Source organism: Streptomyces sp. NPDC090083, from assembly GCF_044747445.1.
Taxonomy (GTDB): domain Bacteria; phylum Actinomycetota; class Actinomycetes; order Streptomycetales; family Streptomycetaceae; genus Streptomyces.
Window position 1 is genome coordinate 87,511 of sequence record NZ_JBIVED010000012.1, and the last position, 14,761, is coordinate 102,271.

Annotated in this window: 11 protein-coding genes; 6 read left to right on the forward strand and 5 right to left on the reverse strand. The window is 70.0% G+C overall.

All coding sequences use genetic code 11. The annotated features are described in order from the left end of the window. Positions 1 to 25 precede the first annotated feature (25 nt). On the reverse strand, positions 26 to 1,537 hold the full coding sequence (locus tag ACIPTO_RS33915; RefSeq protein ID WP_401198532.1) for an APC family permease: 1,512 nt from the start codon (positions 1,535 to 1,537) through the stop codon (positions 26 to 28). Between the two features lie 150 nt (positions 1,538 to 1,687). Here ACIPTO_RS33915 and ACIPTO_RS33920 point away from each other — a divergent pair, with 150 nt between their 5' ends. The 3 genes from ACIPTO_RS33920 (at position 1,688) to ACIPTO_RS33930 (ending at position 4,707) form a co-directional block, all read left to right on the forward strand. Continuing rightward, on the forward strand, positions 1,688 to 3,076 hold the full coding sequence (locus tag ACIPTO_RS33920; protein WP_401198534.1) for an ethanolamine ammonia-lyase subunit EutB: 1,389 nt from the start codon (positions 1,688 to 1,690) through the stop codon (positions 3,074 to 3,076). Continuing rightward, positions 3,073 to 3,843 (forward strand): ethanolamine ammonia-lyase subunit EutC, encoded by a 771-nt coding sequence (gene eutC, locus ACIPTO_RS33925; RefSeq protein WP_401198536.1) that lies wholly within the window; start codon positions 3,073 to 3,075, stop codon positions 3,841 to 3,843. The genes ACIPTO_RS33920 and eutC overlap by 4 nt, the downstream gene beginning before the upstream one ends. Positions 3,844 to 4,065: 222 nt before the next feature. Next, on the forward strand, positions 4,066 to 4,707 hold the full coding sequence (locus ACIPTO_RS33930) for a DUF4232 domain-containing protein (protein WP_401198538.1): 642 nt from the start codon (positions 4,066 to 4,068) through the stop codon (positions 4,705 to 4,707). 199 nt (positions 4,708 to 4,906) lie between these two features. Here ACIPTO_RS33930 and ACIPTO_RS33935 read toward each other — a convergent pair whose 3' ends face one another. After that, positions 4,907 to 5,764, reverse strand: a complete 858-nt coding sequence (locus tag ACIPTO_RS33935; RefSeq protein ID WP_401198540.1) for a diacylglycerol kinase — start codon at positions 5,762 to 5,764, stop codon at positions 4,907 to 4,909. Positions 5,765 to 5,950: 186 nt separating this feature from the next. Between ACIPTO_RS33935 and ACIPTO_RS33940 the strand changes: the two genes are divergently transcribed. The 3 genes from ACIPTO_RS33940 (at position 5,951) to ACIPTO_RS33950 (ending at position 10,779) form a co-directional block, all read left to right on the forward strand. Further along, positions 5,951 to 7,234: an adenylosuccinate synthase gene (locus ACIPTO_RS33940; RefSeq protein ID WP_366322478.1), complete on the forward strand. Its 1,284-nt coding sequence runs from the start codon at positions 5,951 to 5,953 to the stop codon at positions 7,232 to 7,234. Positions 7,235 to 7,424: 190 nt separating this feature from the next. Next, a complete protein-coding gene (locus ACIPTO_RS33945; RefSeq protein ID WP_401198542.1) occupies positions 7,425 to 9,251 on the forward strand; it encodes a bifunctional metallophosphatase/5'-nucleotidase in 1,827 nt (608 codons plus the stop codon). A gap of 199 nt (positions 9,252 to 9,450) precedes the next feature. Beyond that, the gene (locus tag ACIPTO_RS33950) at positions 9,451 to 10,779 is read left to right on the forward strand and encodes an MFS transporter (protein WP_366322474.1); all 1,329 of its coding nucleotides are present in this window, start codon (positions 9,451 to 9,453) and stop codon (positions 10,777 to 10,779) included. A 97-nt stretch (positions 10,780 to 10,876) separates the two neighbouring features. Here the strand turns inward: ACIPTO_RS33950 and ACIPTO_RS33955 are convergent, their stop codons facing one another. Genes ACIPTO_RS33955 through ACIPTO_RS33965 form a run of 3 tightly spaced genes read right to left on the reverse strand, consistent with a single transcriptional unit; the run spans position 10,877 to position 14,733 of the window. After that, positions 10,877 to 11,527, reverse strand: a complete 651-nt coding sequence (locus ACIPTO_RS33955) for a hypothetical protein (protein WP_366322472.1) — start codon at positions 11,525 to 11,527, stop codon at positions 10,877 to 10,879. A gap of 57 nt (positions 11,528 to 11,584) precedes the next feature. Continuing rightward, complete coding sequence (locus ACIPTO_RS33960) at positions 11,585 to 13,990, reverse strand: glycosyltransferase (protein WP_401198544.1); 2,406 nt, start codon at positions 13,988 to 13,990, stop codon at positions 11,585 to 11,587. 41 nt (positions 13,991 to 14,031) lie between these two features. After that, positions 14,032 to 14,733: a GntR family transcriptional regulator gene (locus ACIPTO_RS33965; protein WP_366322576.1), complete on the reverse strand. Its 702-nt coding sequence runs from the start codon at positions 14,731 to 14,733 to the stop codon at positions 14,032 to 14,034. Positions 14,734 to 14,761: the final 28 nt, after the last annotated feature.

Consider the following 14,761-nt stretch of genomic DNA (forward strand, 5'->3'; position numbering starts at 1 on the left):
GGTTCCCCGCGCCCCCGAAGGAACCTCAGCGCTCCTTCGTCTCCTCCAGGACCGTGCGGCCCAGCAGGGCGAAGCGTTCGGGAGAGCGGCGCTTCAGGTACTGGGCGTAGCCGATGCCCGTCGCCGCGACCAGGAGCACCAGCCACGGCGTGGCCTTCAGCACCGGCGAGCCGGACTCCGAGCCCGCCGCCACGCTCATGTTGGAGACCAGCAGCACGACGACCGCCAGCATCGCGACACCCCCGACGAGCGGAGCGGTGAACGTGCGGAACCAGTGCCGGCTCTCGGGATGGTTCTCGCGGAAGTACGCCAGCACCGCGAACGAGCACACCGCCTGCACCACGAGGATCGCCATCGTGCCGAGGATGGCGAGCAGGACGTAGAGCGCGTTGGCCGGGTCCTTGGTGGTGGCCCAGAACGCGATGATCAGGACGGCGCTCACCACGGTCTGCACGAAGCCCGCGATGTGCGGGGAGCCGTGCCGGGCGTGGGTGCGGCCGACCGTGTTCCGCAGGGCGGGGAGGACGCCCTCGCGGCCCAGCGCGTACAGGTAGCGGCTGGCGCAGTTGTGGAAGGCCATCCCGCAGGCGAGCGAGCCGGTGATCATCAGCCACTGCATGAGGTCGACCGCCCAGTGCCCGACGTAGTGCTCGGTGGGGTTGAAGAAGAGGGCGAGCGGGTTCGCCGACGAGGCGACCTGCACGGCCTCGCCCTCGCCGTTGCCGATGATGGCCATCCAGGAGACGAAGACGTAGAAGACGCCGACGCCCAGGACGCTGATCATCGTCGCCTTGGGGATGATCTTCTTCGGGTCGCGGGACTCCTCGCCGTACATCGCCGTCGACTCGAAGCCGACCCACGACCAGAAGGCGAAGAAGAGGCCGAGGCCCGCGCTGGTGCCCTTGAACGCGTTGAGCGGGTCGACCGGGCCCAAGGTGAAGCCGTGCGGGCCGCCGCCGTGCAGGGCGACCGAGACCGCCATCGCGGCGAGGACGGTCACCTCGGTGCCGAGGAGGACGACGAGCAGCTTCTCGGCGACCGAGACGCCGAACCACGTGCCCGTCGCGTTGACGGCCAGCATGACGATCGCGAAGACCCACCACGGGACGTCAAGTCCCGTCTGGTCCTTGAAGGTTCCGGTGGCGAAGGTGGAGAAGATCCCGATGAGCGCCGGCTCGAACACCATGTAGGCGAAGGTCGCGAGCATCCCGGACGCGAGTCCGACGGTGCGTCCGAGGCCGTAGGAGATGAAGCCGTAGAAGGCGCCCGTCGAAGTGATGTGCTTCGCCATCGACGTGAAGCCGACGGAAAAGATTGCCAGGACGACCATTGCGACGAGATAGCTCGCCGGGGCGCCGATGCCGTTCCCCGACGAGACCATGAAGGGCACGTTGCCGGTCATCGCGGTGATCGGGGCGGCCGTCGCGACGGCCATGAAGACCACGCCCAGCAGCCCGATGGCGTTGGGCTTGAGCCGGTGAACGGCGTCTTCCTCGCTGACGCCCGACGCGGGGGCGACTCCTTCGTCCACTGCCATCGGGATGGCTCCTCTCCTGCTGCTCGACTGGTGTGCCGAACCGGAACTCTGTAGGCCGAATGAGTCGGGCAAGGGCTGCGAGACGTTAAATGTTTGTCACTCAGACCATTAGAAATCTGGCCGCAACACACCCCTCGTACGGTCACCGGCATGAGTACGTACACCGCCGCGCTCGGCGGCCACCGCTACCGTTTCGGCTCCCTCGCGCGCCTGCTCGCCGCCGCGAGCCCGGAGCGGTCCGGGGACCGGCTGGCGGGGCTGGCCGCCGAGTCCGCGCGGGAGAGGGTGGCCGCCCGCTGGGCGCTGGCGGACGTACCGCTGACCGCGTTCCTCGCCGAACCGGTGATCCCGTACGAGACCGACGACGTGACCCGGCTGATCCTCGACACGCACGACACGGGCGCGTTCGCGGCGGTGGCCGGACTGTCCGTCGGCGGTCTCCGGGAGTGGCTGCTCGCCGCGGACAGCACTCAACTGGCCTCCGTGGCACCCGGGTTGACGCCGGAGATGGTGGCCGCCGTGTCCAAGCTGATGGGCAACGCCGACCTCGTCGCCGTCGCACGGAAGGTGCGGGTCGTCACCGCCTTCCGCTCCACGATCGGCCTGCCGGGGCGGCTCGCCACCCGCCTCCAGCCCAACCACCCCACCGACGACCCGGCCGGAGTCGCCGCGGCCCTGCTCGACGGGCTGCTGCTCGGCTCCGGCGACGCGGTGATCGGCATCAACCCCGCGACGGACAGCCCGAAAGCGGTACGTGACCTGCTGGAACTGCTCGACGGAGTCATCCGGCGCTACGCCGTCCCCACCCAGTCCTGCGTCCTGTCCCATGTCACGACGAGCGTCGACCTGATGGCGTCCGGCGCCCCGGTGGATCTCGTCTTCCAGTCCATCGCGGGCACCCAGGCGGCGAACGCGTCCTTCGGCGTCACGCTCGGCCTGCTCGACGAGGCGCACGAGGCGGCGCGTGCGCTCGGCCGGGGCACCGTCGGCTCCCACGTCATGTACTTCGAGACGGGCCAGGGCAGCGCCCTCTCCGCCGACGCGCACCACGGGGTGGACCAGCAGACGGTCGAGGCACGCGCGTACGCGGTGGCCCGGCGCTACGACCCGTTCCTGGTGAACACGGTGGTGGGCTTCATCGGTCCCGAGTACCTCTACGACGGCCGCCAGATCCTCCGCGCCGCCCTGGAGGACCACTTCTGCGGCAAGGTGCTCGGCCTGCCCATGGGCCTGGACATCTGCTACACCAACCACGCCGACGCGGACGACGACGACATCGCCACGATGCTCACCATGCTCGGGGTGGCCGGCGCGTCCTTCGTGATCTGCACCCCGGGCGGCGACGACATCATGCTCAACTACCAATCCGCCTCGTACCACGACGCGTTGTACCTCCGCGAGGTCCTCGGGCTGCGCCCGGCACCGGAGTTCGAGGCATGGCTCGACTCGATCGGCCTGCTGGGCGAGGACGGCGCGATCAGGGACGTGTCCGGTACGGCCCACCCGTTGACCGCGATCGGAAGGGAACTGGCGGCATGACGAACGGTCACATTGCTGCTGCGGAGCGGGACTTGTGGCCCGCCCTGCGCCGGCACACCCAGGCGAGGATCGGGCTCGGGCGGGCCGGTTCGGGGCTGCCCACCCGGCACCGGCTGGAGTTGCAGGCCGCGCACGCGGCGGCCCGGGACGCCGTGCACTCGCCGTTCCGGCCGGACCTGGTGGCGGAGGCGCTGCGGGGTGAGCCGACCGTACGGGTGCGCAGCGCGGCGCCCGACCGGCCGACCTATCTCCAACGCCCCGATCTGGGGCGCCGGTTGGACGCCACCGACCGGGCGTACCTGCCGGTGGGGGAGTGGGACGTGGTGTTCGTCGTGGCGGACGGGCTGTCCAGCCGGGCGGTGCACGAGCACGGGGCGGCGATGGTACGGGCCACCACGGCGCTGCTGCCGACGGTGTGGCGGGTGGCGCCGGTGGTGCTCGCGGAGCAGGCGCGGGTCGCCCTCGGCGACGACGTGGCGTCCGCGATGGGCGCGGAGATGGTCGTCGTGTTCGTCGGTGAGCGGCCCGGGATGTCGGCGGCGGACTCGTTGGGGGCGTATCTGACGTACCGGCCCGAGCCGGGGGTGACGACGGACGCGTCCCGCAACTGCCTCTCCAACATCCGGCCGCCGTCGGGGATGGCGTACGAGGTGGCGGCGGGGAAGCTGGCGGGGCTCATGGGGCGGGCGCGGGAGCTGGGGGCCACGGGTGTGGGGCTGAAGGACGAGGCGGATGCCCCGGGCCCGCGGCCGGTTGCGGCGGGCTGAGTCACGGGTCTGTCCCAACGGGCCTTCGGTGCGGGCAGGTTGGTGACAGGGGCCGGAACGCCTGTCCCGGCCGGGCCGCGGGCGCCGAGCGGGGTCTTCGGGTCGGTAGGTGCGTGTAACAGGCATGTCCTGGGAGGGGGCCGGGCGGAACGTCGGGAGGGGCCCGGCCGCTCCTCCTGGTCGGAAACGCCCACTGCCGACCGACATCGAGGAAACAAGACGATGCGCGTTCACAAGCTCACCTTCGCCGCCCTGGCCGTCGCCGCGGGCCTCTCGCTCACCGCCTGCCAGAGCGGGAACGACAACACGGGCAAGGCCCAGAGCGACCCGGCACCGAAGTCCTCCGCGTCGACCGGCTCCCCTTCCAAGAACGCCTCGGACGAGACCGACACCTCGTCCGACACCTCGTCCGGCTCCGGCTCGGGTACCGATGCGAGCGCCAAGACCGGAAAGTGCCGTACCGCCGACCTGAGGATCACCGCGCAGGACGGCACCGTCGGCGGTGACACGGACGGCACGGTCGTCGTCACGCTGACCAACCGCAGCGGCCACGGCTGCACCGTCGCCGGGTACGCGGGCGTCGACCTGAAGACCAGCGCGGGGTCGCTGTCCGCGAAGCGCACCGGCCAGGAGACCGTGTCGGCCGTCCTCAAGAACGGCGAGTCGACGTACTTCCCGGTCAGCTACCCGCTCAACACGTCGGGCGGCTCCGGCGTCCGGATCACCGGGCTGATCGTGACCCCGCCGGACGAGACCCACCCGGTCACCCTCACCTGGCCCGGCGCCCCCACCCTCCCCGTCACGGACGGCTCCGGCTCCCCGGTCAAGGTGGGCCCGACAGGCAGCGCAGGCCAGGGCAACTGACCCCACCAAAGGACCCGTTCCCGGTACCCCGCACACAACCCGCCCCTAAGGGGCGCGGGGAACTGCGCGCCCAGCCCCCACCGGCCGGCACTCCGCACACAACCGATCCCCCACCCCCATCCCGGCTCTTAAGGGGGCGCGAGGAACTGCGCAACCAGCCCCACCGGCCGCCACTCCGCACACAACCGAACCCCCACCCTCACCCCGGCAACGTAAGCCCCCACGCCCCCTCCCGAACCACCCACGTCCGCGTCCGCACCGGCCCCCCCACCACCGCATCCGCCCGATACCGAAAATCCGCCCCCGACACCGTCACCCGCCGCCCCCGCGCACACAGCGCCGACGCCTCCGCGCCGACCGAGGCGGGTCGTACCTCCACCTCCGCGAGGCCGGAGACACCGGGGGTCACGGACACCCCGTCCACCGGCTGGTCCAGGTCCACCAGCGTCACCCCGTCCACCTCGACCCGCAGCCGCGCGGGCCCGAGCCGGGTGACCCCCGCGAGGGGTTCGCGGGACGGCCGGGCCGGCACCAGGGTCCGTACCAGCGACTGGCAGGTCCGCAGCCACGACGCGTGCCCGGTACCGGCGGGCGAGGACACCGAGGGCGAGGGGAACGAGGGGATCCGCAGCGCACCCAGCACCACCCCGTCGCTCTCGTCGACCAGCAGATCCTTCCGCCGTTCGACCCCGTCGAGCACCGCTCGCGCCGCCGCGACCGCCCCCGTGGGCACCCCCAGCGCCCCCGCGAGGGACAGCGCCGCTCCCACCGGCACCATCGACAGCGCACATCCGGCCAGTTCCCGCTGCCGGTACAGCAGGGACACCGCGCGGAGCAGGGCACGGTCGTCGCCGATCACCACCGGCCGGCGGGAGCCCCGCCGGGCGAGCACCCGGGCGAATTCCTCGGGCCCGTCCGGCAGGCACACCTTCGTCGCCGCACCCGCGCTGAGCACGTCTTTCGCGATGCGGACGGACTCCCCGTCGGCGCGCCGGGCGACCGGATCGATGACGACCAGCAGCTGATCTGAAGTCGCGAAAGTCGCCACCTCGGCCATGCCTCGCTTCCTCGGGTAGCATCTTTGTGCAAGAGCCCCTTGCGCTATTGCGCCAGGGGCTTCGTCTATTCCGGGGCATCCGGTCCGACGGGTTGCGGCCGACGAGGGTCGCGGGCGTACCAGGCACACCTGTGCCGCGTACGCCTCTGACCTTGGACATGCCCCGCCCGGAAGGGGTGTACGCGCGTGCCCGCACTTGTGCTGCTCGGTGCTCAGTGGGGTGACGAAGGCAAGGGAAAGGCGACGGACCTGCTAGGTGGGTCGGTCGACTATGTGGTGCGCTACCAGGGCGGCAACAACGCCGGCCACACGGTAGTCGTGGGCGATCAGAAGTACGCCCTTCACCTGCTCCCTTCCGGGATCCTCACTCCGGAGTGCACGCCGGTCATCGGCAACGGTGTCGTCGTCGACCCGTCGGTCCTGTTCTCCGAGCTGGACGGGCTGAACGAGCGCGGCGTCGACACGTCCAAGCTCCTGATCAGCGGTAACGCTCACATCATCACGCCGTACAACGTGACGGTGGACAAGGTGACCGAGCGCTTCCTCGGCAAGCGGAAGATCGGGACGACGGGCCGCGGTATCGGGCCCACCTACGCGGACAAGATCAACCGCGTCGGCATCCGGGTCCAGGACCTCTACGACGAGTCGATCCTGACGCAGAAGGTCGAGGCGGCCCTCGACGTCAAGAACCAGATGCTCACCAAGCTCTACAACCGCCGCGCCATCGCCATCGAGCAGGTCGTCGAGGAGCTGCTGGGCTACGCGGACCGGCTCAAGCCGTATGTCGCGGACACGGTCCTCGTCCTCAACCAGGCGCTGGACCAGGACAAGGTCGTCCTCTTCGAGGGCGGGCAGGGCACGCTCCTGGACATCGACCACGGGACCTATCCCTTCGTGACGTCGTCCAACCCCACCGCGGGCGGCGCGTGCACCGGCGCCGGTGTGGGCCCGACGAAGATCAGCCGGGTCATCGGCATCCTGAAGGCGTACACGACCCGCGTCGGTTCGGGCCCGTTCCCGACCGAGCTGTTCGACGCGGACGGCGAGGCGCTGCGCCGCATCGGTGGCGAGCGGGGTGTCACCACCGGCCGTGACCGTCGGTGCGGCTGGTTCGACGCGGTCATCGCCCGCTACGCGACCCGGGTGAACGGCCTGACCGACTTCTTCCTCACCAAGCTGGACGTCCTGACCGGCTGGGAGGAGATCCCGGTCTGCGTGGCGTACGAGATCGACGGCAAGCGTGTCGAGGAACTCCCGTACTCGCAGACCGACTTCCACCACGCGAAGCCGATCTACGAGAACCTGCCCGGCTGGAGCGAGGACATCACGAAGGCCAAGACCTTCGCCGACCTCCCGAAGAACGCGCAGGCGTACGTGAAGGCGCTGGAGGAGATGTCCGGCGCACCGATCTCCGCGATCGGCGTCGGGCCGGGTCGTACGGAGACGATCGAGATCAACTCGTTCATCTAGCAGGGCGGTTGACCGCCGCGGTGGAGCGGCGCGGTCGACGGCTGTTCTTGGGCCGGTCTTGGGAATCCTTGACCGGCCCTTGGGCTGTCCGTGGTTACGCCGGTAACGGGTGAGGGCCAGCATCTACGCGGGTAGCCCGCCGCGCCCCGCACGTCACACCCGATTCTCCGCGTCATTCCAGGAGCCCTGAATGCCCGTCAATCCCATGAACCGCCGTGAGTTCGTGCAGAAGTCCGCCGTCACCGGCGCCGTGGTGGCCGTAGCGGGGACGGCGGCGGCGACACCGGCCGAGGCCGCCGACCGGCACCACAAGCCCGTGCCGAAGCCGAAGAAGACCTGGAGCTTCTCCATCCTCGGCACGACCGACCTGCACAGCCACGTCTTCAACTGGGACTACTACAGCAACGCGGCCCCGGTGGACGCCAAGGGCAACACCTACGGGATCGCCCGGATCGCCACCCTGGTGAAGAACATCCGCGAGGAGAAGGGCGCGCACCGCGTCCTGCTGGTCGACGCCGGCGACATCATCCAGGGCACGTCCCTCGCCTCGTACTACGCGAGCGTCGACCCCATCACGGGCAAGAACGGCAAGCGCGGCCCCAAGCACCCGATGGCCATCGCCATGAACGAGATGCGCTACGACGCCGCCGCCCTCGGCAACCACGAGTTCAACTACGGCATCGAGGTCGTCCGCACCTTCGAGAAGCAGTGTCACTTCCCGCTGCTCGGCGCCAACGCGCTGGACGCGAAGACCCTGAAGCCGGCCTTCGAGCCGTACACCGTCAAGTACATCAAGGTGCCGGGCGCCCCGGACATCAAGGTCGGCATCCTCGGCCTCACCAACCCGGGCATCGCCCTGTGGGACAAGGACAACGTCTCCGGGAAGATGGCCTTCACGGGGCTGGTCGAGCAGGCGAAGAAGTACGTGCCCCGGCTGCGTGCGCTGGGCTGCGACGTCGTCTTCCTCACCGACCACTCGGGCCTCGACGGCTCCACGTCCTGGGGCGACGAACTCCCGTACGTGGAGAACGCGTCGAACCTGGTGGCCGAGCAGGTGCCCGGCATCGACGCGATCCTCGTCGGCCACACGCACGTGGACGTCCCGACGTACACGGTGAAGAACGACACGACCGGCGAGGACGTCCTGCTGTCCGAGCCGTACTGCTACGGCTACCGCCTCTCGGTCTTCGACTTCGAGCTGGAACTGGAGCGCGGCTGCTGGAAGATCACCTCCAAGACCGCCACCACCCTGAACAGCAACACGGTCGAGGAGGACCCGCGGATCACCGAACTCCTCACCGCCGACCACGACTTGGTGGTCAAGTACGTCAACACGGCCATCGGTACGTGCACTTCGGCGATGTCGACCGCGGAGGCGTGCTGGAAGGACGTCCCCGCCATCGACTTCATCCAGCAGGTCCAGATGGACGCGGTGAAGGCGGGCCTGTCGGCGGCGGACGCCGCGCTCCCGCTGATCTCGGTGGCCGCGTGCTTCAGCCGTACGGCCACCATCCCGGCCGGTGACGTGACGATCCGCGACGTCGCGGGTCTCTACGTCTACGAGAACACCCTCTACGGCAAGAAGCTGACCGGCGCCCAGGTCAAGGACTACCTGGAGTTCGCGGCGAAGTACTACCACCAGGTCCCGGTGGGCACGGCGGTGGACACCGCCACCCTCACCAACGCCAACAGCTTCTGGGACTACATGTACGACATGGCGACCGGCGTCGACTACGAGATCGACATCGCGGCGGCCGAGGGCTCCCGCATCAAGAACCTGACGTACAACGGCACCGCGGTCGCCGACGACCAGGTCTTCGTCGTCGCCGTCAACAACTACCGCGCCAACGGCGGTTCGGGGTACCCGCACATCGCCGCCGCGGAGATCGCCTACAGCTCCACCAACCAGGTCCGCGACCTGATGGTCGCCTACGCCACGGCGAAGGGCACGATCGACCCGACGACGTTCGCGGCGACCAACTGGAAGCTGACGCAGGGCGGGACGCCCGTCTTCTAGCCCGCCCCTCCGACGCCCGTCCCTCCGACGCCCGTCCCTCCGACGCCCGGCCCGCCGTACCACGGTGGGCCGGGCGTTGTCGTTCAGACTTATGAATGTCAGTCCAACCCGTTGACCCGGAGTGATCGACTCCGTATGGTCTCCACGCATGTGATAGCAAGTCACGTACGTGAACAGGGGTACGACAACGATGTCTGCGATGTCCGTGGTGTCCGAAATCGAGCAGAGGGCCGTCGGCAAGTTCCTGCGCCGCATGATGCCTCTCCTCGTCCTCATGCTGCTGGTCAACAACCTGGACCGGACGAACGTCGGGTTCATCCAGGACGAGCTGAAGGCCGACATCGGCGTCAGCGCCACCGCCTACGGCCTGGGAGCGGGCCTCTTCTTCATCGGGTACGCCCTGTTCGAGGTGCCGAGCAACATGCTGCTCGAACGCTTCGGCGCCCGCGTCTGGCTCACCCGGATCATGATCACCTGGGGCCTGGTGATCGTGGCGATGAGCTTCATCCACAGCGTGACGCTCTTCTACGTCATGCGCTTCCTGCTCGGGGTCGCCGAGGCCGGCTTCTTCCCGGGCGCGATGCTCTACATCACCCAGTGGCTGCCCGACGCCAGCCGCGGCCGGGCCACCGCGATCTTCCTCGGCGGTTCGGCGGCGGCCGGCATCGTCACCGGTCCGATCACCGGCGCCCTGCTGGAACTGCACGGCCTCGGCGGATTCGCGGGCTGGCGCTGGATGTTCGTGCTGGAGGGCACCTTCTCCATCGCCGTCGGGATCGCCGCCGGCTTCTTCCTGGTCTCCCGCATCGAGGACGCGCGCTGGCTCTCGGCGGAGGAGAAGCAGGTGCTGCGCTCGTCGGTCACCGAGGACGAGCAGGTGCGGAGCCGGGCGCCGAAGGTGTCCCGGCTGCGGCTGATGGTCCATCCCCAAGTCGCCCTGCTCACCGGTGCGTTCTTCGCGATGACCCTCACCGGGTACGCGATCACGTTCTGGCTGCCGAGCCTGATCGAGGAGATCGGCGGACTGTCGTCCTTCCAGGTCGGCCTGCTCTCCGCGATACCGGCCGTCTGCTCGATGATCGCGATGTACTCGATGAGCCACTTCACCGACCGGGCCGAGGACCGCCGCCCCTATCTGGCGATCACGCTGGTCCTCTCCGCGCTCGGCACGTATCTCGCGACCCTCGGCAGCCCCTGGTTCGGGCTGGTCGCCATCACCCTGGCGGGCGTCGGCTCCAAGTGCGCGGCCACCCTGTTCTGGCCGATGGCCCAGGCGGGCCTGGACCTGCGGATCGCCGCGCCGGGTCTCGCCCTGGTCAACTCCATCGGCAACCTCGGCGGTTTCGTCTCGCCGTTCCTCTTCGGCTACCTCAAGGACACGACCGGCTCCACCAACGGCGGGCTCTACACCCTCACCGCGGCTTCCCTCCTCGCGGTGGTCGCCGCGAGGTACATCCGCAGGGCCCGCGCCGAGGGTCCGTCCCCGGACGTCCTGCCGGAGGTCTCACGCGTCCCGGGCGGCGCCTGAGACGAGGCCGTCCGCGACGGGAAGCGCACCGCGTACCCGTTCTTCGACCCGGAGGACCCCTCCGACATCACGTCACGAAGGGTCTCGCCAGGATCCGCTAGCTGAAGATGATCATCGAGCCCTGGGCCAGGCTGCGGGTGGCCGCCGCGTGCAGGCCCAGCCAGACGTGCCGCTCGCGCGCGAACGGGCTCGGGTCGTACGGCGCGGGGACCGCAGGCTCCTCCAACTCCGTGGGTGCGGAGGGGGGTTCGGGCGGTGCCGGGGGGTTCGCCGGGTCGATGCCGATCGTCGGGGCGACGAACTCCAGCTCGCGCAGCAGGGTCTGGGACGAGCCCAGCGGGCCGCCGCCCTCCAGGAGTTCGTCGTTGGCCAGCGGGTGCGGGAAGTCGACCGGGACGTAGGCGCCCGCGTGGTCGTAGTGCCAGACCAGGTGGGACTGCTGGGCCGTGGTCTCGAACATCTCCAGGAGCTGTTCGTAGTCGCCGCCCAGCTCGTCCACCGGTGTCACCGGGAGGCCGCAGACCTGGAGCAGGTAGGCCCGGCGCAGGAAGTGCAGGGCGTCGTAGTCGAAACCCGCCACCGGGGCGACCTCGCCGGACAGGCCCGGCATGTACTGGTACACCGGCACCGGGGGGAGCCCGGCCTCGGCCAACAGGGAGTTGTAGAGCGCGAGTTCGTCGGCGAACGGGTTGTCCGGGGTGTGGCACAACACGTCGACGAGCGGGACCAGCCACAGGTCGCAGGCCAAAGAGAGCTCCTAGTGGTCAAGTAAGAGTAGAGGGAAGAGTAGTCGGTGCGGCCCGGGTCAGCTCCCCTCGTGCAGGTCCCATACCCACACACCGTCCACCCATTTGCCGGGGCGCCCCACCAGCTTCTCCACCGCCGAGCGGAGCTTGTCGTCGTTGGGCTGCGGCGCGACCACCAGCGCGCCCGCGTGCCAGTACGCGAAGTCGACCTTGGCCTGCGCCTGCCAGTTCTTGCCGATGGTCGGGATGACGCCGTTGTAGCGGACGTCCCGCAGCATGGAGGAGGTGTAGCGGGGCGGGGCGCCGTAGATGCCGATGCGGTCGTCGCCGAAGGGGCCGTTGAAGTAGCCGCCCGGCATCTTGAAGCCGAGGCCGGCGGCGGTCTGCCAGTGCAGGGGCTCCGCCGCGCCGGGGTCGGCGAGCGGGAGCGGGACGATCGACTCGCCAGCGCGGACGTACGACTTGTAGGTGCCGTCGGTGAAGAAGGCGGGCACCGCAGCCCGGTCCACGGCCTTCAGGGGCGCGGGGATGATCGGGATCAGGGCCATGGACACGGCGAGCAGGCCCACGTACTGCGTGCCGGGCTGCCGGGTCGCGGCCAGCTTGTCGACCGCGATGGCCAGCAGCATGCCCAGCGCGGGGGCGCAGATCATCGCGACCCGGCCCTCGATCACCGACTCGAAGAGCGGTTTGTGGGCGAGCAGGGCCCAGGGGCCGGAGTAGACCGTGTCCGTGAGCGGGATGCGGATCTTGGGGCCCATGGAGAGGATCGCCGCCGCGACCGCCGTGAACGCGAGCGCCTTGACGAGGGCGTTCTCCCACAGCCGTACGACGATGGCGAAGGCGAGGGCGACCAGCGGCCAGCCGTAGAAGGCGTTCTGCTCGGTGGGGTTGAGGGAGAGGGAGTTCGCGCGGACCTCGTTGCCCGCGATCAGGGAGCGTTCGGCGAAGGAGAGCAGGGCCAGGGGGCTGTTGCCCGCGTTGTCGCCGTGCAGGACGCTCTTGTAGCTCTGCGGGCCCGCGAACTGGTAGTAGATCGGGATCAGGATGATCGGGGCGCAGACCGCCGCCGCGATGCCGAGGCCCTTGAGGAGCGGGCGCCAGGACGTCTTCACCACGTCCCGGTGGAGGGCTCCGTAGGCGGCGGCGAACAGGATCATGCCCATCGTGGCGAGGAGGAGGGGTTCCTCGCCGAGGAAGATCTGGTAGGCCGCCATCAGGCCGAGCACGATCGCGTCCCGGACGACCCGGGTGCCCGCGCACAGGCGCAGGGCGCGGTCGATGATCAGCGGGATCATGAAGAGGATGACGAAGTTCGGGTGCGCGTTGGCGTGGCTGACCATCGGCGGGGCGAAGGCCGCGAGCGAGGCGCCGACGAAGGCCGCGGCCCGTTGCCGTACGACGCGCTTCACGATCAGCCAGTACCAGGCGGCGGCCGTGACCGCGAGGCCCAGCGCCATGCAGACGCTGAGGGAGACCGCGGGGCCTGCCAGCAGGGTGAGGGGCGCGAAGGGGACCGACAGACCGAGCATGACCGTGTTGGCCATGAGGTTCACGCCGTCGGGGAAGCCCTGGAGGTCCGTGAAGAGCGGGTTGCGGAAGTGGGCGACGTTGTCGGCCGTGACCGCGAAGAACCACTCCCACTGGTTCTGGTCCTGGAGCGAGTCGACCAGGTAGCGGTGGTTCGGGTCGAAGAGGCGGCCCGAGTAGAGGCCGACCGACATCAGCAGGAAGAGGACGACGACCAGCAGGTCGGCGGGGCGCAGGGAGCGGGCGCGGAGCCGGCCCAGTTCCGTGAGGACCTTGGCGTAGTCGAGGGGCCGTACCTTCGAGCCGGACTGGTGGGCCCAGCGCACCGGCACCTCGGCGACCTGCCAGTCGGCCCGGCGGAAGTGCTGGAGGACCTCCACGTCGATGCCCCAGCCGTTGATGCGGGAGGCGGCGAACGCCTCGCGGGCGCGGTCGCCCTCGAACAGCTTGAAGCCGCACTGGGTGTCCCGTATGCCGGGCACCGCGGCCTGGCGTATGAGGAAGTTGCCGGCGCGGCCCAGGAGTTCGCGCAGGGGGTGCTGGTGGCTCTCGATCGTCGCGCCCGGCGCGGCGCGGGAGCCGATCGCGGCCGCGTGGCCCTCGCCCAGCTCCTTGTCGAGCTTCTCCAACTCCTCGATGGGCGCGGCCAGATCGGCGTCCGTGACCAGCACCCGCCGGCCGCGCGAGGCGGCGACGCCGAGGCGCAGGGCGTGGCCCTTGCCGCGGTTGCGGGGGCTGGTGACCAGCTGCACCCGGGGGTCGGCGAGGGAGGTGACGACCTCGCGGGTGCCGTCGTCGGAGCCGTCGTCGGCGACGACGATCTCCCAGTCGCCGAAGCGGCCCTCGTTCTCGGCGAGATACCTGGTGATCGCGTCGAGCGTCGGTCCGAGCCGCTGTTCCTCGTTGTAGGCGGGCACGACGACACTGAGGTCCACGGAGGCACTGTCCACGGCCGGAGCGGCCCTTTCCGGTCCGGTCACCGGGCGGCCAGCCGCTCGATGAGGTCGAGGGAGTGCGTGTTGTAGGCGAGGACGATCGAGCGGGCGGCCGGGGTGTCACGGCGCGCCAGGGCGTCGACCAGTTCGGTGTGCTCGGACCACAGCCGGCCGCGCAGATCGCTCAGCCGCCGCAAATGCTGCACCGTGCACACCCAGGACTGGACGCGCAGCCGGTGCAGGAAGTCGCCGAGGTAGGGGTTGCCGAACATGGCACTCAGCTCGCGCCAGTAGCGCAGGTCGTAGCCGATCAGCACGGAGAGGTCGCCGGCGTCGGCGGCGCGCTGTGCCTCCTCGCCGCGGCGGCGGACCCCGGCGAGCGCGGCGACCGTGCGCGGGTCGTCGGTGCGGTCGAAGACGGAGTGGCCGTCGGCCAGCGCCAGGAACATGCCCTCGGTGACCAGGGCGCGGGCCTCGATCATCCCGCGGTGGTCGGCCACCGAGTACTCGTGGACGCGGAAGCCGCGGTGCTGGTCGGCTTCCAGGAGCCCCTGCGCGGAGAGATCGACGAGAGCTTCCCTGACCGGGGTGGCGGAGACGCCGTACTGCTCGGCGATCTCCTTCACCGTGAACTCCTGGCCGGGCTGGAGCCGGCCGGCCAGGACCTCGTCGCGAAGCGCGTCGGCGATCTGCTGCCGCAGGGTGCTGCGGGTCACGGCGCCGTTGCCGCTGCTTCCGGGCATCGTCGGGGCGTCTCCCTCGTCGCGTTCG

Excerpts from the sequence above, each read along its gene's own strand:
- ACIPTO_RS33915 (WP_401198532.1), bottom strand. The coding sequence starts at position 1,537 with ATGGCAGTGGACGAAGGAGTCGCCCCCGCGTCGGGCGTCAGCGAGGAA.
- ACIPTO_RS33920 (WP_401198534.1), top strand. The coding sequence starts at position 1,688 with ATGAGTACGTACACCGCCGCGCTCGGCGGCCACCGCTACCGTTTCGGC.
- eutC (WP_401198536.1), top strand. The coding sequence starts at position 3,073 with ATGACGAACGGTCACATTGCTGCTGCGGAGCGGGACTTGTGGCCCGCC.
- ACIPTO_RS33930 (WP_401198538.1), top strand. The coding sequence starts at position 4,066 with ATGCGCGTTCACAAGCTCACCTTCGCCGCCCTGGCCGTCGCCGCGGGC.
- ACIPTO_RS33935 (WP_401198540.1), bottom strand. The coding sequence starts at position 5,764 with ATGGCCGAGGTGGCGACTTTCGCGACTTCAGATCAGCTGCTGGTCGTC.
- ACIPTO_RS33945 (WP_401198542.1), top strand. The coding sequence starts at position 7,425 with ATGCCCGTCAATCCCATGAACCGCCGTGAGTTCGTGCAGAAGTCCGCC.
- ACIPTO_RS33950 (WP_366322474.1), top strand. The coding sequence starts at position 9,451 with ATGTCCGTGGTGTCCGAAATCGAGCAGAGGGCCGTCGGCAAGTTCCTG.
- ACIPTO_RS33965 (WP_366322576.1), bottom strand. The coding sequence starts at position 14,733 with ATGCCCGGAAGCAGCGGCAACGGCGCCGTGACCCGCAGCACCCTGCGG.